Here is a 22,968-nt window from a genome sequence, read left to right on the forward strand (position 1 = left end):
GCCGCCCAGGGACAGGCAGATGGGATGATGGAGGCGGACAGCGTGGCGGATTTGGAGCAACCGACATTCAGAGCGGAGGTTGCGCGCAAGACTGGCGAGACCGAGATTGAGCTGCGGCTCAATCTGCGCGGCAATGGACAGGCCGACTTGGACTTTCCGGTGCCGTTCTTGCGCCACATGCTGCACCTGTTTGCGGTGCACGGCCGATTCGATTTGACCATCCACGCCACCGGCGACGTGGACGTGGATGATCATCACCTTGTGGAAGACATCGGCCTTTGCCTGGGCAAGGCGGTGCACGCCGCGTTGGGCAACAAGCGAGGGATACGGCGTTATGGGGAACGCCACACACCGATGGACGAGGCCTTGGCCCGCGCTGTCCTTGACCTCTCGGGGCGGCCTGCCTTTGTCCTGCGGGCGGACATTCCCGCCGAGCGAATCGGCACTTTCCCCACCGAACTGGTGGCAGAGTTCTTCAAATCGTTGGCCAACGAGGCGCGCATGGCCCTGCACTTGGCCGTGTTGTACGGAGAGAACAGCCACCATATGGTGGAGGCCCTGTTTAAGGCGACGGCGGCGGCCCTGCGCATGGCGGTCGCCGCCGACGGGGACTGTGTGCCCAGCAGCAAGGGGGTGCTGGAATGATTGCCGTGTTTGACTTGGGGATTGGCAATCTGTCGAGCGTGCAAAGCGGCTTTGCCCGCACTGGCGCGAGGACGCTCCTGGTGGCCAACGCTGACGAGTGGCGGGCGGCGGTCGCGGACCAGTCGGTCAGCGGAGTGGTCATGCCAGGTGTAGGCGCGTTTTCCGACGCCATGTTTCAACTGCGAGCGCGCGGGTTGCTGCCAGTGGTACGGGAGGTTGTCCGCGCCGAGATACCGTTGTTGGGCATCTGCCTGGGTATGCAGATGCTGCTCTCGCTGAGCGAGGAACACGGCCGGCATGTCGGGCTCGGACTGATTGCGGGCGCGGTGGTCCGCTTCGGCCCAGGGCTCAAGGTGCCCCACATGGGCTGGAACGACCTCGTGCGGGTGGCGGATCATCCCTTGGTGGCGGGTGTCGAGGTGGGAAATCACGTCTATTTTGTCCACTCCTATTACGCGCGCCTGGCGCATCCGGAGGACGCCGTCGCGGTCAGCCGATACGGAGAGGTCGAGGTGCCGGCTGTGATTGCGCGCGGGCATGTGTATGGGACGCAATTTCACCCAGAGAAAAGCGGACCGGTGGGGGAGCGCATCCTGGCCAACTTCGTCCACCTGTGTCAGCTGGCCACGGTGGGAGGAAATCGGCATGGACAGTGAAACGGCGCGGGAGTTCACGTTATATCCGGCCATTGATGTGCACGACGGGCAGTGCGTGCGCCTGCTGCAGGGAGATTACGGAGCCAGCACGGTCTACGGGCGCTCCCCGCGCGCCATGGCCGAGCGTTGGCTCACCGCCGGCGCCCGGTTCCTGCACGTTGTGGACCTGGACGCCGCGAAATCGGGCACCGCGGTCAACCGGCGGGCTATCCTCGAGGTTCTCGCAGCGGCCGCCGAGTCCGGGGCGCGCGTTCAGGTGGGCGGCGGCATCCGTGACGAGCGGTCGCTCGCCGGTTGGCTGGAGGCCGGGGCCGCCCGCTGCGTCATCGGCACGGCAGCGCTGGACAGCCAGTGGGTGGAGCAGATGGTGAAGACATACGGATCGGACGCGCTGGTCGTGGGATTGGACGGTCGTGACGGGCGGTTGGCCGTCAAAGGGTGGCTGGAGCAGACCGACGTGCCACTCATCGAAGTGGCCAACCGGTTGGCTGCGGTCGGGGTGCGCCACGCGTTGGTCACCGACGTCCAGCGCGACGGGACGCTGACCGGCGCCAACCTCGAGTTGGCCTCCTCCATACAAGAGGCTAGCGGCCTCGCCTGCATCGCGTCGGGCGGCATCCGGTCTCTGACGGACGTGCTGGCCGCTCGGGACGCCGGGTTGGCGGGCGTGATTGCCGGCCGCTCCTTGTACGATGGTACGCTCGATTTGGCACAAACCCTGAGCGCCCTGCGGCTGGGGAGGAAGGAGGCGGAGCGCCCATGCTGACCAAGCGCATCATCCCTTGTTTTGACGTCCTGGACGGGCGGGTGGTCAAGCATGTCGGGTTCTTGCAGAACCGCCGCGATGCTGGAAGTCCGGTGGAACTGGCGGAGCTGTACTGCCGCGAGGGCGCTGATGAACTGGTGCTGCTCGACATCTCCGCATCGCAAGAAGGACGTCTGGCGATGCGCCAGGTGGTGACAGAGGTGGCGCGCCGAGTCAACATTCCCCTGACGGTGGGCGGTGGCGTGTCGACGGTGGAGGACGTGCGGGCGCTCCTGCTCGCAGGAGCGGACAAGGTTTCGATGAACACGGGCGCGGTGCGCAACCCAAAGCTGATTCGCGAGGCGTCTCGCCGGTTTGGCGAGCAGTGTGTCGTGGTCGCCATCGACGCCAACCTGCGCCCGGGCGGAGGGGGCTACGAGGTGATGGTCGCAGGCGGCCGCAAAGGCACCGGTATTGACGCGGTGGAGTGGGCGAAGCGGGCAGCCGGCCTTGGCGCGGGCGAGATCCTGTTGACCAGTTTTCGCCAGGACGGCACGCGCGAGGGTTACGACCTGGAATTGACGCGCATGGTTGCGCAAGCGGTGTCGGTGCCGGTCATCGCCAGCGGCGGAGCCGGTGCCCTTGAGCACTTCCACTCCGTTCTCACAGCGGGCAAAGCGGACGCCGCGCTGGCGGCCAGCGTGTTTCATTTTGCCGAGACGTCGATTGCCCAGGTCAAGGCCTACCTGTGCGAGAGGGGGGTGCCGGTGCGGTGGACGCAGCCAAACGCTTCCTGAGCGGCGAGGTGGCGTTGGAGGCGGTCCGCTACGACAGCCGGACCGGGCTGGTGCCTGTGGTGGTGCAGTCGGTGGCGGATGACTCCGTGTTGATGGTCGCTTACGCCAACCGCGAGGCGCTGAAGCGGACGCTGGATACCGGGTACGCCTGGTTTTGGAGCCGTTCCCGGGGTGAGTTTTGGCAGAAGGGCGCAACCTCGGGCAACGTTCAGCGGGTGCGCGAGGTGTGGCTGGATTGCGACAACGATACCGTGCTGTACCGGGTTGATGCGGCCGGGCCGGCCTGCCACACGGGGGCGGCGAGCTGCTTTTACCGGCGCCTGGTGCGCCGTCTGTCAGAGGCCGAGCGTGGAGAAGGCACCCCGGCCGGCGCGGACAGGGTCGCCCAGGATGGGCGGGACGGCGGCCGGGCCGGAGAGGGAGACGGAGGGGATGCGGCGGGCGTGGACAAAAAAGGAACGGGGCCCCGCACTTCCTCAGGGCCAGAACACCTCGAAGAGGGGCCCGTCTCGTCTGCCGCGCCGGTTGCCGACTGGGCGGTGTTGGAGCGGTTGTGGTCGACCCTGGAGGCGCGTTGGCAGCAGCGCCCGGACGGATCGTACACGTCGTATCTGTTCAACCAGGGCATCGACAAGGTGGCCAAAAAGTTGGGGGAGGAGAGTGTCGAGGTGGTGATTGCCGCGAAGAATGCGGGGGCTTCGACCGATTTTGCGGCCCGGGGGAGTGAGCTGGTGGCTGAGAGCGCGGACCTGCTGTACCACTTGCTGGCGCTTTGGAAGGCGTGTGGCGTGACGCCAGCACGGGTTCTGCGCGAACTGGCCCAGCGGGCGCGCTGAGGCGTGCACGATTGGGTGGCCCGGGCCGGGTTGCGCCAGGCGGCTTGCTGCAGTGTCCGCGACGGTGCGTGGCAAGCGGAACCGCCATGCGTCCAGGCCGCAGCTCACGAATGGGGCGACTTATCTCATGTGGCGGTGGACTCGTTCTTAATCATGAGGGCCATCGCGATGCCTAAGGCGCTTATACCCGCGACCAGCCAGATCACATCGTGAAACCCAGATGTCGCCGCGTCCGCCAGGTGATGCTGCGCGGAAACAGGGAACCTCGGCGCGGCGACTGGAGCGCCTTGGTTTACCAGGTCGCCCGCGATGCTGAGATTTTCGGCCGCTTGCTGTATGCGCACGTGCTCTCGCACCTGAAAGAGCGTCACCAACAGGGCTATCCCGAGCGTGCCACTGATGCGCTCTACAACGTTGAACAAAGTATTGCCGTCCGGAACCTTGGACTCGGGGAGTGACTCGATGAGTCGATTGAGGAGGGGTTGGATTACCATCCCGATGGCAAACCCGCGACCGCAAAGAATCATCGCCATGAGCGAGGCGGGAGAGGTCGCCGTCACCGCCAAAAGGCCCACGGTGCTCATCGTCAGGAGGGCCATCCCCGCCATCACGGTTCGACGTACCCCCCACTTTGACGGCAATTGATTGCCCAACACGGCGCCAATGCCGGTGATGAGTCCTTGCGGCAGCAGCGTCACTCCCGCCGCCACCCCGGATCTGCCTTGGACTTCCTGCATGAACGTGGGTACCAGCAGGACAACCGCAAAAGTCACGACCGAGACGAGTGCTGCCAACGTCAGCGCGAGAATCTGTTGGGGGGCGCAGAGGAGTGCCATGTCCACAATTGGATCCTCGCGGCGAAGGGCCCACGCTGCGTAAGCAGCCAACAGCACGACCCCAACGGTCCAATAAGGCCATACAGACCAAGAGAACCATCCCGATTGAGGCCCCTTGGAGGCGCCGTAGGAAAGTGCCGCCAACCCGCCAGAGAGTAACACAAACCCGAATACATCAAAGTGTGCCACGCCGCCCTCCCGAGGAGGCGCCAGGGTAGAAGGCAAACGCCGCGCCCCAATGACGGCCAGGATGCCGACGGGAACATTGATGAAAAAAACCGCGGACCAGCCCGCCCAGCGGATGAGAACGCCGCCGAGGGAGGGCCCCACCGCAGGCGCCAGGAAGAGGATCATGCCAGCAACGGCGGATATCTGTTTTCCCGCCTTTCCCTTGCCTAAGAGCATGTTCATCGCCAGGGGCACAAGCGGCGCGCCAAAGACTCCCTGCATGACGCGCGCAGCAATCAGAGTCCCTGCGCTGGGCGCGAGTGCACAGAGTACAGAAGATAACGTAAATCCAATCAAACTCACAAGATACACTTGCTTCGTGCCAAACCGTTTGGCCAAGTATACCGTACCCGTGAGCGACATACCCAGTGCCAGTAGGTAGGCGCTTGCGACCCACTGGACTTTCGTCAGGGAACTGTGCAGGGCCATGGCCATGTCTGGCAGAGCGACGTTTACGACACTGCTGTCCACCATGGACATAAAGGGACCTGCTAACAGCCCTGTCTGGACCAGAACGCCCAGGCGTTCGTTGGCGGCGTGAGGGTCAGCGGTTTGGGATGAGTTCATTCATCCATCTCCTTTCCATTCTTGGCCTCAATTTATCGACTGACTATACGGTCAAAAATTGAACGAAAAAGACATCGACTAGTCACCGGATTCGGGTGGCGTGGAGCGCGTAAACAATCGTATAAGGCTGTCGGCGGCAGACAGAGACGGCATGGGTGTGGACATCGCCTTTGCGACGGCCAATCCTTGAATGCATGAACCCAACAGGAACGCCAGGTGTTCCGGATCTCCCTGAACAATCTCTCCGTTTTGCTGTCCCTCGGTGATGAATTGGGCGACGATGGACCTGGTCTTGGCGGCCAACGTCGAGACAAGCTCACGCGCCTCTTGTGGTACAGCGTCACTCACAAACGCCTGAAGAACCACCATGAACATGTGGGGCTGCTCGACCAGGCCGGTGGCCACCTGTTCCATCAACCATCGCAGCCGTTCGGCGGCGCCGCCCGGCAGCCCGAAGGCTTGCTGGTAGAGCCGAATCGTGCCGTGTGTGGCGCTCTCAATCAGCGTGTTGAATATCTCTTCTTTACTCCCAAAGTAGTGGTAAATTAGCCCTTTGCTAATTCCGGCCGCAGCGGCGATGCCATCGATTCGTGTCCCGACATATCCGTTCCTGGCGAACACTTGTGCAGCCGCCGCGAGAATTTGTTCCCTTCTCTCGTCGCGGATCTGTTGATTGACTTTCTCGGTGCGCGGGATAAGAACCACCTCTTTGACTGAACGATAAGTCAACAATAGCCCAACGGCAGTTGGAAATCAACCCACGGCTCGTCGCCACACGGTCTGACCCAAATCCGTTTTGTTGGCTGGTGCTCGTCCGTATATCCTGACGTCGTGCATGGTTCGCCTCGTCACGCTATCCTATACCTGGAGGGGGACGAGTCATGGCGCGGATTTTGGTGGTTGATGACGATCCGCACATTCGCGAGCTGGTCTGCCATTACCTGGAGCGGGACGGCTTCACGGTGTGCGAAGCCGGCGACGGGGAACAGGCGCTCCGCGTGCTGGAGTCGACCAGGGTGGATCTGGTGGTCTTGGATGTGATGATGCCGCGCTTGGACGGATTCGCGTTTTGCCGGCAGGTGCGCGCGGTCAGCCAGGTGCCGTTGCTGATGTTGACGGCCAAAGGCCAGACGGTGGACAAGGTGAAGGGACTGCAGCTGGGGGCGGACGATTACGTGGTCAAGCCGTTCGAGCCGCTGGAGCTGGTGGCCCGCGTCAGGGCGTTGCTGCGTCGCTACCAGGTTGCCACCGAGCACATCGTCCAGGTGGGGAATCTGCTGCTCGACGAACGCACTCGACAAGCGTCCCTCGGCGGTGAGGAGATTTCTCTGCCTCCGAAGGAGTTCGAACTGCTGTTCAAGCTGGCCAGCCACGCGGGCAGGACCCTGTCACGGGACCAACTGATTGAAGACATCTGGGGGTACGACTTTGCCGGCGACGAACGGACGGTGGATGTCCACATCAAACGCCTGCGCGACAAGTTTCCGGACGAGGCCAGCGGCTTTTGCATCAAGACCGTCCGTGGCCTGGGCTACCGGCTGGAGGTGGGGACATGAGCCGTGAAGGGCATAGGCCGTATGTGCGGTTGCGTCGGCTACTCAGCAGGGGCCGTGCAACACGTGAAGGCGCGCGGCCGCGGAATTCGCCCACTGCCCTGATCGTCGTGTTGTACATCGCATTGGTGTTGGCGTGGGCGTTTGTCGCGTTCTCGCTCGCCTTCTTTGTCACCCAGTACGGCTATCGCTGGCTTCATTATCGTGCAAGCGGGTACGTGGTGCACATGACCATGGTGGGGGTGGGGATTGCCTTGTTCGTGGGGGGCGGCCTGGTCATGGGCCGTCGTCAGGCGTCGAAGCAGCGCCTGTTCTTTCAATCGCTGCTTGATGCGATGCGCCGGATGGCGAAAGGGGATTTCAACGTGCGCGTGGACGTCGGGCTGGTCACAGAGCCGGGCGGGCGCAACCACCCGTTTCGGCAGCTCGTCCACAGCGTCAACACGATGGCGGAGGAACTCGCCCAATTGGAGGAGGTGCGCCAGGAGTTCATCTCGAATGTGTCGCACGAAATCCAGTCGCCCCTGACCTCCATAACCGGGTTTGTGCAGGCGCTCAAGGACGACCGCCTGACGCTGTCGCAGCGCCGCCACTACCTGGATATCATCGAAGCGGAAAGCCGGCGGTTGTCGCGGCTGTCGGACAATCTCCTGAAACTGACGATGCTGGAGTCGGGGCAGCACTCGTTCCACCCGCAGCGGTACCGCCTGGACAAGCAAATCCGCAGTGTGGTGCTGACGTGCGAGCCGCTGTGGCTAAAGAAGCAGATTGCGGTGGATGTGTCGCTGCCGCCCACCTATATTACGGCGGATGAGGACCTGCTCAGCCAGGTGTGGATGAACCTGCTGGCCAACGCCATCAAATTCACGGGAGAGAACGGACGGATTGACATTTCCCTGCAAAGGGACGGCGATTGGGCGGAAATGCGCATCACTGACACCGGCATCGGCATCGCCGAGGAGGACCTGCCACGCATCTTTGAACGGTTTTTCAAGGCGGACAAGTCGCGCAGCGCCCAGAAGTCCGGCGGCGGCCTGGGGCTGGCGATTGTGAACAAGATTCTGTCCATCCACAAAGGGCAAATCGCGGTTCAGTCGCAACTGGGAAAGGGAACCACCTTCACCGTCCGCTTGCCGCGGGCGGAGCCGGTGCAGTCTGGGGCCGGAGGTTGAACGTTTGTTCATCTTTTGTTCATACACCCACCGTATGCTGGTCGCGTGCCCACCCAGCGGCTGCGGGTGGAATCAGTGACACAGAAGCCAAGCGAGTCCGCCAAAACATCGGCATCATTTTTCAAAATCCGAGTCTCGATCTCACCCTGTCGGCCGAGGAAAACATCCGCTTGCACGCATGCCTCTACGGGCTCTATCCATATCGTCCATGGTACCGCCTGATGCCGGCGGAGTATCGTCGGCGTGTCAGCGAGTTGGCGGAGATGGTCGGACTGGGCGATCACCTGTTCAAGCGTCTGAAAACCTTTTCTGGCGGCATGAAGCGGAAGCTCGAGATTATACGCAGCCTCATGCACAGGCCGCGGGTGCTGTTTCTGGACGAGCCCACCGCGGGTTTGGACGCGGTCAGCCGCCATTCGCTCTGGCAGTACCTGCGCGAGATTCGTGATCGCGAGGAGATGACCGTGTTCCTCACCACGCACTACCTGGACGAAGCCGAAACAGCCGATACCGTATGCATTGTCAACCATGGACGCATCGAGATGATGGGGACGCCGGTGGAATTGAAACACAGGTTGCTTGACCGGAGCATGGTCGTGGATGCTGCCGACCGGGCAGCGCTGAAGCGGGAGCTGTCGTCGCTCGGGTTGAGCTTTGTTGAAGAGTCAGAGGGGCTTCAGGTCCGCTACAGCGAGGAGACGCCGCAGTCCATCCTCTGCTGTCTGCAGACGCGCCTGACGAAGCTGAAGGTGGTCGATGCGACGTTGGAGGAGGCCTACATTCGCTTGGTCACGGGCGGTACAGCCGGAGGTGATGGGGTATGACGGCGGTGTCAAGGGAGGTCAACGCGGCCGTGGCGATTGCCGCCCGGGATGTGGTCAAGTCGCTCAAAAGCGTGGGGTCCTTAGTGTCCAGCCTCGCCTTTCCGCTCATATTTGTCGGTCTCATGGGCGAGACCATCGCCCAGAACATGGGCGCCGGACTCGGCTACAACTACCTGCAGTTTATGCTGATTGGGATGGCGGTCAACACCTTGTTTCAGGTTACAATTGCGGGAATCATGAATCTGGTGGAAGACCGCCAGAACGACTTTACCCAGGAGATGTACGTGACGCCCATCTCCAGGTACGCCATCATTTTTGGCAAGATTTTGGGTTCCAGCTGCACAAGCCTGTTTCAGCTGGCGGGGCTCATCCTCATCGCGCTCAGCGGCGTCCTGGCGTGGTTGGCCCACATCATGCCGATGACGTACGTGGTGGACCTGACACGCGCCGTGTACTACTGGGGTGAGCCGCAGTACCACAACGTTGTTCTCTATTCGCCGGCCTTGGACATGGCCGTGGTTATCGCGTACTTCTGCGTCTTTGCGGTCTTGGGGGTATGGCTGTTTGTACGCGCGGAGACAAATCGCTGAGTGCTTGATTTACAAGCCGGCAGGCGCGTGGTAGAGTTAAAAGCATAATCGAATAGATGGCGCTAGGGGTGCCGATTCGGCTGAGAAACGGGAGACCGTTAACCCTGGGGACTCGATCTGGGTAATGCCAGCGTGAGGAAGTGCCGTGCAATTCACGATGACGACCACCTCTGGGTCACGCTGTGCGTGCGCCGAGGTGGTTTTTCGTTGTCGCACGTGTGTGGTCAGCACCCTACAGGCGGTCGCAGCCCTGCGCCGAGCATGATGGATAGCGTGAAGGAGTGGGTGTGGCATGTGGAAGCTCAGAGACATCATTGTGGCGGTGGTCTTGTCTGCGGTCTGCGGCGCCATTTACATGGGCTGGGATTGGCTGTACGGCGTCGCGGCCACCGGGTTGAACCCGGTTCTGCAAGCGGCGTTCAACGGTTTGTGGTGGCTGGCGGCTGGACTCGTCCCATATATCATTCGTCGCCCTGGGGCGGCGCTCTTGTCGGAGATCGCGAGCGCCCTGTTCGAGTTTGTGTTCGGCAGTCCGTACAGCTTGGGCGCCGTTCTGTCCGGGGTCCTGCAGGGCCTGGGCGCCGAGGTTGGCTTCGCGTTGTTTTGCTGGCGCCGCTATCATCTCGGTGCGATGGTGCTCAGCGGTGCCCTGGCGGGGCTTGGGTATTCGGTGCAGGCCTACTTCCAGTACGGCGCGAACTCCTACGCACCGGGCGTCCTGGCCGGATTTGTCATTGTGACCATGCTGAGCGGCGCCGTCCTGGGCGGGGCTTTGCCGAAATGGATAGGGGACGCGCTGTACCGGACGGGATCGCTGCAGAACTTTGAGATCGCCCGGCAGGTGCGCCGCCAGCCATGAGCGCGCAAGCGACCGCGCCGAAGTCCATGGGCGCAGTGCCACAGGGCGCCGGGAAGGGCCGACGCCCCGGAGTAGTGGTTTCGTTGCGGGGGGTGCAGGTGCGCTATCCCGGAACCGACACCCCCGTCCTGTCCAACGTTCACTTTGAGCTGTACGAGGGCGAATCGGTCCTGTTCCTGGGGCCGAGCGGCAGCGGCAAGAGCACTCTGGCGCTGCTGATCGCCGGATTGGTGCCGGGCGCGGTGGAGGCGGAGGTCTCCGGCCAGGTCTGGCGCCACCCGCGGCTGTCGGAGCCCGGAGGCATTGGCATGGTATTCCAAGATCCGGAGACGCAGTTGTGCATGCTCGAAGTGGGCGACGAGCTGGCCTTTGGCTTGGAAAATCTGCGTGTGCCCCGAGACCAAATGCGAGAGCGTGTGCGCGCGGCACTCCGGGAACGCGGGCTCCCGCTGTCCCTGTCCCAACCCCATCAGCACTTTTCCGGGGGCATGAAGCAGAAGCTGGCCATGGCCTGCACCCGCGTGATGCGACCGCTGGTCATGATCTGTGATGAACCCACGGCGAATCTCGATCCGCTCGCCAGTCGCCAGGTGTTCATCGAACTGGCGCGGGTGCGCCAGCAGGGACAGACGCTGTTGGTCATTGAGCACCGGTTTGATCCGCTGCTGCCTTTTATGGACAGGGTTGTCCTGTTGGACCATACCGGCCGCATTCATCGCAGCGGTCCCACGCGGCAGGTGGTGGCCGAGGAGTGGGAGTGGATGAAGCAGGTGGGGATTGTCCCGCCTTGGAAATCGCCTCCGGACGCGGACGCCCGCGCTGCCTCCGGGCCGGCTGCCCCTTTCCGCGCCCATGCGGTTAGGGATGCGTCCGGGGTTTCTCCGCTTGCGGCCCGGTCCATCGACCAGCCGCCCCTGGATGGGCAGGCTTCTGACGAGCGGCCTCGGGCGCAGGAGCCGGCTGCCGTCTCCATCTCCGGAGGCCGTTTGGCGTATGCACGCCATGTGGTCTGGGATGACGTCAATTTCACCATCCCAAGCGGGAGCTTCACAGCGATTGTAGGTCCCAACGGGGCAGGCAAGTCGTCTCTGCTGCAGGCCATGATGGGGATGGTCAGGCTGGACGCAGGTGAGCTGAGCCTGCTAGGTCGCCCATTGCCGGCCTGGTCGCGGCGGGAGCTGGTGGAGGCGGCGGCCTACTGTTTTCAAAACCCGGAGTTTCAGTTCATCTTCGAACGCGTCGCGGACGAACTGGCCAACCGCGCGGTCGGGGAGGATATCCCGGAGGCCGTGCGGGCGCTGCTGGCCGAGTTCGGGCTGGCGGGAACGGAAAGGAAAAGCCCGTTTTCGCTCAGCCAGGGGCAGAAGCGGCGGCTCAGTGTGGCGACGATGCTGCGCCAGCCTCACCGCCTGTACCTGCTCGATGAACCCACCTTTGGCCAGGACGCGGCCACCCAGGCTGCCCTGCTGCGCCGGCTCAGGGAACTCAATCAGCAGGGCGCGACCATCGTCATCACCACCCATGACATGGACCTCGTGCGGACGTGGGCCACGCAGGTGGTTGTGCTGGCTGAAGGCGGCGTGCTGTTCTGCGGCCCGCCGAAGGGCCTGTTCGCGCGCCCGGACATCATGGCGCGCGCCCACCTGGTGGACGACCTCAGGCCGTTGGCCGAAATTTCTCCGCAGGAGGAGGACACAGGGCCGTCCGCCAGCGGCGATCCGTCCACCCACGACACGGTTGCCCAGGGCGCTCGCACTCCGAGCTTGCTGGGTGGCGGCCGCGCCGACAAGCTCGTCCGCGACGCAGCCGGCTGTCCGGCTCAGGAGCCGGATGCGCGGTCGGGGAGGCGTAAGCCGCTCGCCGCCCGCATCAATCCAGCCGTGCAGTTGTTGACCTGCGTCGTATCGGTCTGCATCGCGATGGCGGTGCGTTCCATCCCGCAGGGGCTGGGCCTGTTCGCTTTCGTATTGGCGCTGATGATGGGCCTGGCCTGGTTGTCGCCCAGCCAAATTGTGAAGCGCATGTCGCCTTTCCTGGCCTTCTATATCGTGTACGTATGGACCCAGACCGCTTACGCCCGGGTGGCGCCAGGCACGCCCACCTTTCAAATCCTGTGGTACCACCTGAGTTGGCCGGGTTTTTTGTCCGGTTTGGTGCTGGCGCTGCGCATGCTGTCCGCCGTGGGGCTCGGGGTGTACGTGCTCTCCTCGGTCGATGTGACCGAGACCATGGCGGCGTTTTGCCAGAACCTGCGCGTACCGCCCAAGTTTGCATACGGGCTGTTGGCGGGGATTCGCTACCTGCCGCTGTTCCAGGACGAATGGACGCGGCTGCGCAAGGCTCGCCAGCTGCGGGGGCGGGACGCCAAGGTCGGGTTTTTGCGCCCGGCCGTCTATGCACTGCCCCTGTTGAGTCAGGCGGTGCGCATGGCGGAGCGGGCCGCACTGGCCATGGAGGCGCGCGGCTTTCAAGGCGACGCCGCGGCTACGGCCGGCGGGCGGACGTATTTCCGCCAAGTTTCACTCACCTGGAGGGACGGAGCTTACGCCGTCGGTTTGAATCTGGCCATCGTGGCTTTGCTCTGGCTGTTGCGCCCGTAGACCGGGATCGCGCCGTTTGCACCCTCCTTGTGGCCGATCCGCTTGCCGGACGGCCCCGCACGTGTTTCCCGGCCGCTCGCTCCGGTCTGCTTCTTTGTTGGTCGACCTAGCCGGTTTTGGACCTGGGTTCCTGTTTGTCACAGGGCCGGTGTCTTCTCCAGCCTCGCTGTCTCAGCCGGCGCCCGGCCTGATACAGCGCCCATCCGGCCGGAACTGCGCCAATGATAGCGGTTTGCACGGCGTCGAACAGGGAATCGGTCAGGCGAAAGCCAGGGTCGAACGAATTGTCCACCGTCAGATAGGGGTAGATCAAGTACGGCAGGTGGGTGACAGCATAGGCGGCCACCACCAACAGGTATTGAACCACAGCGCTGATTTGGGCAAGCCGGGGGCGGCGGTGGTGGAGCAGCCCTACGGTGACGGGAAACAACAGACTGGCCGCGGCTAGGGCGGGCCACGCCGAGAGCAGCCGGGCGAAGTGCAACGGGGCCGAGAAGCGCAGCAGGACCAGCGTGAGCGCCGCCGCCAACCAAGTGGGGAGGACGGCGCAGGCGGCCCGCGCCGTGAACCGGCGTTCCATTCGTGGGGCTTGAACGGCGCCCGCCCGCACTGCCAGGTGGACGGCGGACAAGTACAGCACACTCCCTATGGACAGGGCTGCAAAACTCCAGAACAGCGGCGTGCGGAGAAACGGCAGGGAACTGACATAGAGCAGCCCGTTGACCACATGGACCCAGCCGCCTTCGGACAAGGGTAGGATGGAAACCAGAAGCAGCGGCACCAAGAGTCCGCTGACCGCGTGCAGGACGGCCGAGGCTGCGCCCGGCCGGGCGGCGCCGGCCTGCAGCACCAGCACGAGGCTGCGCAGCATCATCAAGGCCAGCGCTGCGGCCGCAGGCCACATCAGATTGGTCGCCACGAGCATGGCCGTGGCGGGAAAGAACTCCACTACACACACCACGATGAGGATTAGGAACACGTGGATTATCGTCCACCTGAATGATGCCAGTTGGGAGCGCAGAATGAACAGCGCCTCCCTGCGCTGGCGGAAATAGGCCCAGGCATACCAAATGCTGGAACCAAAATCAATGGCGGCAAACATGCCGTAAGCGAATACGCCCGCCCATATGAGAAGGATAATGAGAAAGGGTGAAGTCATCGTCCTGCTGCTCCTTCCACACATATAAGCCTACTCTCCCAAGCGCGCCAGAACCAGCCCCTGCCGGCGCAAGTGCTGACGCTTTCGTGACCAGCCTGCGGCATGATTGTGAATGGATGTGCCGAACGCGGGCGCGTGGTATCATATAAATGAAGGGCGTCACACGCAAGTTGAACAAAGGAGTGGATGTAGAAGTGGCATTTTCAGAGATAGACGAGCTTTCGGTCAAGACAATCCGCACCCTCTCCATTGATGCCATCGAAGCCGCGAATTCTGGGCACCCCGGACTGCCGATGGGCGCGGCGCCGATGGCCTATGTGTTGTGGAGCCGCTACCTGCGCCACAATCCAAACAATCCTGCGTGGTTTAACCGGGACCGGTTTGTGTTGTCGGCCGGCCACGGATCGATGTTGTTGTACAGCCTGCTGCACCTGAGCGGTTACGATGTGAGCATTGAGGACCTGAAGCAGTTCCGCCAGTGGGGATCAAAAACGCCGGGCCATCCGGAGTATGGACATACGCCGGGTGTGGAGGCGACGACGGGCCCGCTTGGCCAGGGAATCGCGATGGCGGTGGGCATGGCAATGGCTGAACGCTTCTTGGCTGCTCGCTTCAATCGCCCGGGACGGGAAGTGGTTGACCACTATACATACGTGCTGTGCGGCGACGGCGACCTGATGGAAGGCGTGGCGACGGAGGCCGTCTCGCTCGCTGGCCATCTCGGGCTGAACAAGCTGATTGTCCTTTACGATTCCAACGACATCTCGCTGGATGGTCCGACCGATTGGTCGTTCACCGAGGACGTCAAGGGACGGTTTCAGGCGTGCGGCTGGAACGTCCTGCGGGTGGACGACGGCAATGACCTGGAGGAGATTTCCCGGGCGATTGCCAAGGCGAAGACCTCGACGGACAAGCCCACCCTGATTGAGGTCAAGACCGTGATTGGCTACGGCGCCCCCAACAAGCAGGGAACCTCGAAGGTGCACGGTTCCCCGCTCGGGAAGGAGGAAGCCCAGGCGGCCAAGCGGACCTACGGTTGGGAGTACGAAGACTTCCACGTGCCCGCCGAGGTGCGCGCACACTTCGCCCAGTTGGCGGAGACGGGCGCCCGTCTGGAGGCGGAGTGGAACGAGGCTTTTGAAGCGTATGGGCGCGAATTTCCTGATCTGGCGCAGCAGTTTGTCGACGCGCTGCACGGGCGGGTGAACGTCGATTGGGACAGCGTCCTGCCCGAATTTTCGGGGGCCGTGGCCACCCGCGACGCGTTCGGCAAGGTGGTCAACGCGGTGGCGCCGCACGTGCCGACGCTGTTGGGCGGATCGGCCGATTTGTCCGGCTCCAACAAGACCTTGATTGAGGGCGAGGCGCACTTCGGCCGCGCCGACTACGCCGGCAAGAACGTGTTTTACGGTGTGCGCGAGCACGCCATGGGCGCGGCGCTCAACGGCATCGCGCTGCACGGCGGGGTCATCCCGTACGCGGGCACGTTCCTGGTCTTCTGCGATTACCTGCGCCCGTCCATTCGCCTGGCGGCGTTGATGAAGCAGCCGGTTCTGCACGTGTTTACGCACGACAGCATCGCCGTCGGCGAAGACGGCCCGACGCATGAACCGATTGAACAGCTGGCTTCGTTGCGGGCCATTCCGGGCTATACCGTGTTCCGTCCGGCGGACGCTACGGAGACCGCGCTGGCCTTCCGGTACGCGCTGGAACACCGTGACGGTCCGGTTGCCTTGGCACTGACGCGGCAGAAATTGCCGGTGTTGCCGGAGGTGAAGGAACACGCGAACGACTTTGCCCGCGGCGGCTACGTCCTGTATGAGCATGGCAGCAGCCCGCAGTTGATCCTGTTGGCCAGCGGCTCCGAAACGCACTTGGTCCTGGAAGCCGCGAAGAAATTGGCGACTGAGGGCGTGGCGGTGCGTGTCGTGAACATCCCCTCCATGGAACTGTTTGACCGCCAGGATGCGGCATACCGCGAGCAGGTTCTGCCCAGTGGCGTCAAGCGGCGCTTGGCCGTCGAGATGGCGCACCCGATGCCTTGGTACAAGTATGTTGGCAGCGAAGGCATCGTCTTTGGCATCGACCGGTTTGGTGCTTCGGCTCCTGGAGACGTGGTGGTTGAGAAGTACGGATTTACGTTGGACCATGTGGTGAGCTTGGCCAAAGAGTTGCTGTGACAAACCAGGCCCGCAGGGGGCTGAGATGGGCGTCCGATACGCCTGCTCAGCCCCTTTGTCGTGCCATCACAGCTTGTCCATGGGGACGTAGGGGGCAAGGTGGCTGCGGATACCCGCCAGGACAAATTCGCACAAACGCTGTTCAAAGGCCGGCCTGTCTGCGGGCGCGACCTCGGTCGTGGCATAAAACGCCATGTCGCCGACGAGGGCAATCAGCATCTTGACCGTCCAATCCAGGTGCGGCACGACGATCCCGTGGTGGCGGCGCTCCAGCGCCTCCACCAAGCGGGACCCGAAACGGTCGTACATGGCGCGCTGCTTCGTCTCCACAAACGCCCTTCCGCCGCCGCAGTAGAAGACGGCGCCGAGGGAGGGATCATCCCCAAACAACCGGAACACCGCGTCCACCACGGCCAGGGTGCGCGCTTCGACCGACAGCTGCGCATCGGCCAGGATGGGGGCAATGCGCTCCCAGGCGGCGTTCACCGTCTCTTCAAACAGATCGGAAAGCAGGTGTTCGAGGGAGGAAAAGTGGAGGTAAAAGGTGCCACGGGCCACGTTGCTGGCTTCAATGACATCGGCGATGGTGACGTTTTCGTACCCTTTCTCTTGAAACAACCGCTTGGCGGTGTTCAGGATGTGCCGATGACGTTCCTCTTTGGTCATGGGCTGGCGCATCGTGTTCGAGTCCTTTCTAGGCGTTCGCGCGTCCTTCGCTGTAGTAGGCGGAAACCACGTCGACAAAGCGGCGAATCAGCGGCTGCTCCGCCAGGTTGCGTGGGTACGCCAGATAGGTGGGGCGGACAAAGGCCGCGTCGCCGATGGAAATGACGGCGCAGCGCTTGGTCGCGGCGTCGTAGAGGGTGCGCCGCGGCAGCAGCGACACGCCCAATCCGTGTCCCACCATCGCCTTGACGCCGTCAAAACTGTCCAGTTCCATACGTACGTTCGGATAGACCTGCTGCTTGGCGAGCAGGCTCATCACCCGTTGCCGGAACGGGGACGACGAGCGCCCGAAGGCGATGAACGGCTCTCCGGCCAGCATCCGCACACCGCGAAACCCGTGCACCAGGTAGTGATCCATTGGCGTTACCAAGTCAATCGGGTCGGGGGTAAACTCTTTCAGCACCACATTCGGATGGTAGATAGGTTCCCCGAGAAAGCAAAAGTCCACCTGATTCGCCAGCAGGGCGTCTTTCATTTCGTCGTACAATCCCATGCGCACCTTCAGGTGCACGCGCGTCTGCCGCAGCATGCGGGTCAGGCACTCCGGCACGTCGGTGGAAACGAAGGCGCGTCCAGACATGATGCGTAACACCGGGATTCGGGAACTGTCCGGGTTCATCATCTGCTGCTCCAGCGCCTGCATGCGTTCGGCCAGGGGCAGGAATCGCTCGCCGGCCGGAGTGAGTTTGACACCTCCCGCCTGGCGCTCGAACAGTTCGTAGCCAAGGGCTCGTTCGAGCCGCTGCAGCCGGGTGGTCACCGTGGATTGGGACATGAACAGCTGTTCGGCGGTGCGCGAAATGGATCCGATGCGCGCAATCGCCAGAAACAGGGAGACGTCTTTGGTGTCCACGGGCATCCCTCCAGGTGGCTCGTCGGGTCTGGACGGTTCCAGATTTGAGGCTGCACATGTATTGTATACCACAATCCGCGCCCATCCACAGCCGCCGAGCAAGCTCGCTGTGCGCGGCGGACACCAGGAGGCTTATCGGTCCCTGTGCCGGGCGGCGGATTCGGCATGACACGGCGTCTGATTCTTGATACATTGAAAACAGCCGCTCGTATGGCGACGGTCAGCCCAAGCAAGGGAGCGAGTTACATGGAGAATTCATGGAATCCGACATGGGATTTGGATGTCATTTTTCCTGGTGGGAGCAATTCGGTTCTGTTCAACCAGTTTCTCGACGCCCTGGTCGCCGATTTGCGGGACTTGTTGTCCCGGGCCAGGCAGTTGACACCACAGACGGACGCAGAGGGCTGGCTGGCTTTTCTGGATCCGTTCACAGACGCGTCGAAGCGACTCAGCGAGGCCGAGGCGTATGTCTCCTGTCTGACTGCCCAGGACGTCCACGATGAGCAGGCCAAGTTGCTGGAGGCGCGGGTAAACCAGGCGGCCGCTGTGCACGAATCCGTCTCGACGGTGTATGAACAGGTGCTAGGCCGCATCCCGGAGGACACATGGCAGCGTTTGCTGCGCCACGAGCGCTTGGCCGGCGTGGCGTTCCCGTTGTCCGAGGCGCGTGCACGGGCCGCCCGCAAACTGCCGGCCGAGCAGGAGGTGCTGATCTCGGACCTGGCCGTGGACGGGTACCATGCCTGGGGGAACTTCTACTATTCCTTGATTGGACAAACGCTGATTCCCTATGAGGAAGATGGGAGGACGGTCCACCTGTCGGTCGGCCAAGCGAACAACAAGCTCCGCGACGGACAGCGCCGGGTGCGGGAGCAGGTGTTCACAAACTTCGAGCGGGCGTTTCAGGAAAAAGAGGAGCTGTACGCGCAGACGCTCAATCACTTGGCCGGATACCGCCTGGCAGTGTACAGAGCGCGCGGTTGGGATTCGGTGCTGGCGGAACCGCTGGACTACAACCGGATGCGGCCGGAGACCTTGGACGCGATGTGGGCGGCCATTGTCGACAACAAGGACGTGTTCGTCCAGGCGCTGTCCGCCAAGGCGAAGCTGCTGGGCTTAAGCCAGTTGTCCTGGCACGATGTCGATGCGCCGGTCGGATCAGAGGACAAGGTGTTCAGCCCGGACGAGGCGCGCGATTTTGTCGTCGATCACTTTGCCCGCTTCAGCCCGGATATGGCCGCATTCGCCAGGTCCTGCTTCGACAAGCGCTGGATAGAAGCGGAAGACCGGCCGGGCAAGCGCCCTGGCGGCTTTTGCACCAGTTTTCCGGTGAGCGAACAGACGCGCATCTTCATGACCTTTTCCGGCACCGCGGACAACGTGTCCACATTGGCGCACGAACTGGGTCACGCGTATCATCAGCACGTGATGCGCGGCGTGCCGTACCTGGCCAGCCGTTATGCGATGAACGTGGCGGAGACGGCCTCCACCTTCGCGGAGGCGATTGTGGTGGATGCGGCGTTGGCGGCGGCCACCGATGCACAGGCCAAACTGGCCATGCTGGATGCGAAAGTCACCCAGAGTGTCGCGATGTTCATGAACATCCACGCCCGGTTCCTGTTTGAGACTCGGTTTTATGAGCGACGGCGGCAGGGGATGGTCAGCGCTGCAGAACTGAACGAGTTGATGGAAGCGGCCCAGCGCGAAGCCTACTGTGGGACGCTCGGGCAGTACCATCCGCGATTCTGGGCGGCGAAGTTGCATTTTTACATCACCGAAGTGCCGTTCTACAACTTCCCCTACACGTTCGGCTACCTGTTCAGCACCGGGATCTACGCCCGCGCGCAGCAGGAGGGCCCCGGGTTTGCGGCCAAGTACGTGGACCTTCTGCGCGACACCGGCCGCTTGAGCACGGAAGACCTCGCCGCCAAACACCTTGGGGTGGATTTGACGAAACCCGATTTTTGGCAACAGGCGCTGCAGCAACTCAAGGCGGACGCGCTCGCCTTCATTGCGGCGGCTGACGCGGCGTCCTGAACGACGCTTGTGGGGTGAACGATGCATGGGCAAGGCGCGGATCTGATGCCTGGGCCAGGGGCGCTGTCGTGGCGTCCCTGGCCTACGGCCTACTGTCCCTCGCAGGCTTCACTTGAAGAACCGGGGTCAAGGCGCCGCGGCCTGGCCGATGAGCCCGCTCGTCGGGCTGCTCGGCGAGGCCGTATCCGATTTTGGGATTCTTCCGGCCAACCGGCCCATGCGCCCAGATTCCACCGCCATGGCCATCGCACGCGCCATGGCCACCGGATTGCCCGCTTTGGCGATGGCCGTGTTGACGAGCACCGCATCCGCGCCGAGTTCCATCGCCAGCGCTGCGTCCGACGGGGCGCCGATGCCCGCGTCGACGACCACCGGCACGCGTCCCGCGACGGCTTCGATGATGCGCTCGATACGCTCTGGGCTCGGCAGTCCCTGTCCTGTGCCGATGGCCGATCCGAACGGCATCACAGCGGCGCATCCAATCTCGACGAGGCGCCTGGCCACCGTGTGGTCATCGGTCGTGTAGGGCAGCACGACAAACCCTTCATTCACCAATTGCTGGGCGGCCTCCACGGTAGCGACCGGGTCCGGCAGGAGTGTACCGTCGTCAGGGATGACCTCGAGTTTCACCCAGTTCGACAATCCAGCCGCCCGCGCCAGCCGTGCGGTTCGCACCGCCTCGTCAACCGTATGGCAGCCAGCCGTGTTGGGCAGCAGAAAGTGGTTATCCAGGTCGATGTAGTCCAACAGCGATTCTTCACGCCGGTCTAGGTTGACGCGGCGCACCGCGACGGTGACAATCTCGGCGCCGGAGGCCGACAGCGCCGCGCGCATTTCCTCCAACGTGCGGTATTTTCCGGTCCCAATCATCAGGCGCGAGCGGAAGCTGCGCCCGGCAATCGTCAGTGGCTGGTCCATGTTGTAGCCTCCTTGTCAGGTGTCGCCTCGGTTTGCCGCGGGCTCGCCGCCGCGGACCGTTGCCTGTCGGGTGTGGCTCAACCGCCGCCGACAAAGCGTACGATTTCCAGCGTGTCGCCTTCGGTCAAGGCGTGGCTGGCGAATTGATCCCGGTCGAGGATGCGACCGTTGCACTCGACGGCAATCCGCTCGCCGGCAAGGTCGAGGTGGGCAATCAGGTCGGCGATTGTCAGCGGCTCCGGGAGTTCGCGTGTCTGTCCGTTGATGGTCAGTCGCATTCGCTCACCTCCTGCTCTGAGGCTCCTGGGGTAATACCGATTCCGGTGCAAACGCCCGCCACAGCTCCGGCAGCGGCTGGTGTGTCGCCAGCGCCGCGACGATGCGGGCGGTGATGGGCGAGAGCAGCACTCCATTGCGAAAGTGGCCGACGGCGACAATCACCTGCGGTAGGTGGGGCAGGCGCCCAATCATGGGTTCTCCTGTCGGCGATCCCGGCCGCAGCCCAGTCCAGGCGCGCTCGAACACGGCGTCGCTCAATCCGGGGGCCACTTCCGCCAATCCGTTCAGCAGAATGGCCAGGCCGCCCGCTGTCAGCTCGCGGTCGAAGCCGGCCCCGTGTTCCTCGGTCGCCCCGACGACGATGGTGCCGTCGCGCTTGGGAACCAGGTAGACCGATTCCGTATGCACCGTGTGCGTCAGCCGGCCCCGGCGCGGACGGACTGCCAGAAGCTGCCCTTTGACCGGCCGGATGGGAAAGGGGACGTGCAGGCTGCTCAACAACGCGTGCGCCCAAGCCCCGGATGCGATTACCACCTGTTGCGCCCGAAAGGTCTCCTCCTGCGTGGTCACGCGTACCCCAGATCCGTCCGGGTCTATCCTCAGCACCTGCGCGCCTTCGCGCACCTGCGCCCGGCGCCTGGCCGCCTCCCCGACCGCCCGGGCCAACCGCGGCGCAGAGAGATTGCCATCTTCCGGCAGGTACAAGGCGCCCGCGGCCGGGGCCAGCAGGGGCTCCTGCGCGGCGAGTTGTTCCCGCGGCCACCACTCGCCGCTGCCCCCGTGTTCCTGCTGCCAGGTCAACTGCGCCTGCAGGCGGTCCGCGGCCTGCTCGTCCGCGGCCACCTGGAGGATGCCACTTTGCACCAGCTCGATGTCGATCCCGGTCTCGGCCAGCAGCGCCTCCGCCCATTTGGGATAGAGCCTGCGGCTTTCCAGGCAAAGTTGAAAGAACGACCCTGGGGCTTTGACTTCCAGCTGTGCGCCCAGCATGCCGGCCGCGGCGCTCGACGCTTCGCCTCCGAGACGGCCCCGTTCCAACAGCAGCACCGATTGACCATTCTGTCCAATCAGCCACGCGCAGCTGGACCCGATAGCGCCGCCGCCAATCACAATCGTGTCGTACGTGTTCATCCCCGTGCGCCTCCCAAGTTGCCGCCGCCGACCGGGACGTCCGGTCGCGGCAGTGGAAATGGGTGTTTGGGCTCCGTCTGTGAGCGAGCCATCGCGCGTTTGAGTTCGGCCGCCGCCTCCGCCGGATGAGGATGGTCGAGGACAGCGCCAATGACAGCCACGCCGCTGCAGCCTGTGGCCAGGACCAGGTCGACGTTGCTTTTGTCGATGCCGCCGATGGCAATCACCGGGATCGACACGCTCTCCACAATGCGCCGCAGCTCCGCCAGGCCGCGGGGTGGGACACCAGGATGGGACTCGCTGGCGAACACGTGGCCAAAGGTGATGTAATCCGCCCCCTGTTCGGCGGCCGCTATGGCCGCCGCATAGCTGTGCACTGAGCAGCCAATCAGGCCGGGCCAACCGCTCTCCTTGACAACGCGGCGGACAGCCGCGACCGGCAGCGATTTTGCGGCCAGGTGGACTCCGTCGGCACCGAGGGCCATGGCCACGTCGAGGCGGTCATTGACGAGCAGAGCGGCCGACAACCGGGCTGCGGCGAGATCCCTCAACAGGGATTGGCAGTCCGCGTACGAGGGTCCGGCCGGCGCTTTTTTCTCCCGCCATTGAATGACGTCGGCGCCGCCGCGCACGCTCTCCACCAGGCTCTCGGCCAAGGGCAGGCGGGAGCGCTGCCGGTCGCTGACCACGTGCAGTACAGCCTTCATCTCATCCCGCCTTTCTGCGTATCTGGATTCGGTCGCACACGGTCAGTGGGACAAACGAAAAAAGCCGCAC

General features: G+C 63.5%; 22 protein-coding genes and 1 riboswitch. Of the genes, 13 read left to right on the top strand and 9 right to left on the bottom strand.

Annotated elements, in window-relative coordinates:
* Nucleotides 1-42: 42 nt before the first annotated feature.
* The 5 genes from hisB to hisI are packed head-to-tail and all read left to right on the top strand — an operon-like array spanning nt 43 to nt 3,679.
* Entirely contained in the window at nt 43-645 is a 603-nt protein-coding gene (hisB, locus tag AK2_RS04265; RefSeq protein ID WP_245632765.1) for an imidazoleglycerol-phosphate dehydratase HisB, read from the top strand.
* Nucleotides 642-1,301, top strand: coding sequence for an imidazole glycerol phosphate synthase subunit HisH (gene hisH / locus AK2_RS04270; RefSeq protein ID WP_067931762.1), 660 nt, complete (start codon nt 642-644; stop codon nt 1,299-1,301). Before hisB ends, hisH begins: the two co-directional genes overlap by 4 nt.
* A complete protein-coding gene (hisA, locus tag AK2_RS04275) occupies nt 1,291-2,067 on the top strand; it encodes a 1-(5-phosphoribosyl)-5-[(5-phosphoribosylamino)methylideneamino]imidazole-4-carboxamide isomerase (RefSeq protein WP_067931764.1) in 777 nt (258 codons plus the stop codon). The genes hisH and hisA overlap by 11 nt, the downstream gene beginning before the upstream one ends.
* Nucleotides 2,061-2,843: an imidazole glycerol phosphate synthase subunit HisF gene (hisF, locus tag AK2_RS04280; RefSeq protein WP_067931766.1), complete on the top strand. Its 783-nt coding sequence runs from the start codon at nt 2,061-2,063 to the stop codon at nt 2,841-2,843. Before hisA ends, hisF begins: the two co-directional genes overlap by 7 nt.
* On the top strand, nt 2,819-3,679 hold the full coding sequence (gene hisI, locus AK2_RS17610; RefSeq protein ID WP_281180616.1) for a phosphoribosyl-AMP cyclohydrolase: 861 nt from the start codon (nt 2,819-2,821) through the stop codon (nt 3,677-3,679). The genes hisF and hisI overlap by 25 nt, the downstream gene beginning before the upstream one ends.
* A 125-nt stretch (nt 3,680-3,804) precedes the next feature.
* Here the strand turns inward: hisI and AK2_RS04290 are convergent, their stop codons facing one another.
* Complete coding sequence (locus tag AK2_RS04290) at nt 3,805-5,310, bottom strand: DHA2 family efflux MFS transporter permease subunit (protein WP_067931768.1); 1,506 nt, start codon at nt 5,308-5,310, stop codon at nt 3,805-3,807.
* 78 nt (nt 5,311-5,388) lie between these two features.
* Nucleotides 5,389-6,042, bottom strand: a complete 654-nt coding sequence (locus AK2_RS04295) for a TetR/AcrR family transcriptional regulator (RefSeq protein WP_067931770.1) — start codon at nt 6,040-6,042, stop codon at nt 5,389-5,391.
* Nucleotides 6,043-6,191: 149 nt separating this feature from the next.
* Between AK2_RS04295 and AK2_RS04300 the strand changes: the two genes are divergently transcribed.
* From AK2_RS04300 to AK2_RS04325, 6 genes are all read left to right on the top strand, one after another.
* Nucleotides 6,192-6,866 carry a response regulator transcription factor gene (locus AK2_RS04300; RefSeq protein WP_067931772.1) on the top strand — a complete coding sequence of 225 codons (675 nt, stop codon included), beginning with the start codon at nt 6,192-6,194 and terminating at the stop codon, nt 6,864-6,866.
* A complete protein-coding gene (locus tag AK2_RS04305) occupies nt 6,863-8,035 on the top strand; it encodes a sensor histidine kinase (protein ID WP_083520838.1) in 1,173 nt (390 codons plus the stop codon). Before AK2_RS04300 ends, AK2_RS04305 begins: the two co-directional genes overlap by 4 nt.
* Nucleotides 8,032-8,859: an ABC transporter ATP-binding protein gene (locus tag AK2_RS04310; RefSeq protein ID WP_067931774.1), complete on the top strand. Its 828-nt coding sequence runs from the start codon at nt 8,032-8,034 to the stop codon at nt 8,857-8,859. The genes AK2_RS04305 and AK2_RS04310 overlap by 4 nt, the downstream gene beginning before the upstream one ends.
* Nucleotides 8,856-9,449, top strand: a complete 594-nt coding sequence (locus AK2_RS04315) for an ABC transporter permease (RefSeq protein ID WP_067931776.1) — start codon at nt 8,856-8,858, stop codon at nt 9,447-9,449. Before AK2_RS04310 ends, AK2_RS04315 begins: the two co-directional genes overlap by 4 nt.
* A 54-nt stretch (nt 9,450-9,503) precedes the next feature.
* Nucleotides 9,504-9,605, top strand: a riboswitch (TPP riboswitch).
* Nucleotides 9,606-9,741: 136 nt separating this feature from the next.
* Nucleotides 9,742-10,308 carry an ECF transporter S component gene (locus AK2_RS04320; RefSeq protein WP_067931778.1) on the top strand — a complete coding sequence of 189 codons (567 nt, stop codon included), beginning with the start codon at nt 9,742-9,744 and terminating at the stop codon, nt 10,306-10,308.
* A complete protein-coding gene (locus AK2_RS04325) occupies nt 10,305-12,908 on the top strand; it encodes an ATP-binding cassette domain-containing protein (RefSeq protein ID WP_067931780.1) in 2,604 nt (867 codons plus the stop codon). The genes AK2_RS04320 and AK2_RS04325 overlap by 4 nt, the downstream gene beginning before the upstream one ends.
* 106 nt (nt 12,909-13,014) lie before the next feature.
* Here the strand turns inward: AK2_RS04325 and AK2_RS04330 are convergent, their stop codons facing one another.
* Entirely contained in the window at nt 13,015-14,067 is a 1,053-nt protein-coding gene (locus tag AK2_RS04330) for a cytochrome d ubiquinol oxidase subunit II (protein WP_067931781.1), read from the bottom strand.
* A 194-nt stretch (nt 14,068-14,261) separates the two neighbouring features.
* Between AK2_RS04330 and tkt the strand changes: the two genes are divergently transcribed.
* Nucleotides 14,262-16,247, top strand: a complete 1,986-nt coding sequence (gene tkt / locus AK2_RS04335) for a transketolase (protein ID WP_245632766.1) — start codon at nt 14,262-14,264, stop codon at nt 16,245-16,247.
* Nucleotides 16,248-16,313: 66 nt separating this feature from the next.
* Here the strand turns inward: tkt and AK2_RS04340 are convergent, their stop codons facing one another.
* Nucleotides 16,314-16,913, bottom strand: a complete 600-nt coding sequence (locus AK2_RS04340; protein ID WP_169794726.1) for a TetR/AcrR family transcriptional regulator — start codon at nt 16,911-16,913, stop codon at nt 16,314-16,316.
* Between the two features lie 28 nt (nt 16,914-16,941).
* Complete coding sequence (locus AK2_RS04345) at nt 16,942-17,826, bottom strand: LysR family transcriptional regulator (protein ID WP_067931787.1); 885 nt, start codon at nt 17,824-17,826, stop codon at nt 16,942-16,944.
* Between the two features lie 246 nt (nt 17,827-18,072).
* Here AK2_RS04345 and AK2_RS04350 point away from each other — a divergent pair, with 246 nt between their 5' ends.
* On the top strand, nt 18,073-19,863 hold the full coding sequence (locus tag AK2_RS04350; RefSeq protein ID WP_067932082.1) for a M3 family oligoendopeptidase: 1,791 nt from the start codon (nt 18,073-18,075) through the stop codon (nt 19,861-19,863).
* Between the two features lie 126 nt (nt 19,864-19,989).
* Here the strand turns inward: AK2_RS04350 and AK2_RS04355 are convergent, their stop codons facing one another.
* The 4 genes from AK2_RS04355 to AK2_RS04370 all read right to left on the bottom strand — a co-directional run bounded on the left by AK2_RS04355 (nt 19,990) and on the right by AK2_RS04370 (nt 22,898).
* Nucleotides 19,990-20,781 (bottom strand): thiazole synthase, encoded by a 792-nt coding sequence (locus AK2_RS04355; protein ID WP_067931789.1) that lies wholly within the window; start codon nt 20,779-20,781, stop codon nt 19,990-19,992.
* 77 nt (nt 20,782-20,858) lie between these two features.
* Nucleotides 20,859-21,059 carry a sulfur carrier protein ThiS gene (gene thiS, locus AK2_RS04360; protein WP_067931791.1) on the bottom strand — a complete coding sequence of 67 codons (201 nt, stop codon included), beginning with the start codon at nt 21,057-21,059 and terminating at the stop codon, nt 20,859-20,861.
* Nucleotides 21,060-21,063: 4 nt separating this feature from the next.
* Entirely contained in the window at nt 21,064-22,191 is a 1,128-nt protein-coding gene (gene thiO, locus AK2_RS04365; RefSeq protein ID WP_067931793.1) for a glycine oxidase ThiO, read from the bottom strand.
* Nucleotides 22,188-22,898: a thiamine phosphate synthase gene (locus AK2_RS04370; RefSeq protein WP_067931795.1), complete on the bottom strand. Its 711-nt coding sequence runs from the start codon at nt 22,896-22,898 to the stop codon at nt 22,188-22,190. Before AK2_RS04370 ends, thiO begins: the two co-directional genes overlap by 4 nt.
* Nucleotides 22,899-22,968: the final 70 nt, after the last annotated feature.

Source organism: Alicyclobacillus kakegawensis NBRC 103104, from assembly GCF_001552655.1.
GTDB classification, from domain to species: Bacteria; Bacillota; Bacilli; order Alicyclobacillales; family Alicyclobacillaceae; genus Alicyclobacillus_G; species Alicyclobacillus_G kakegawensis.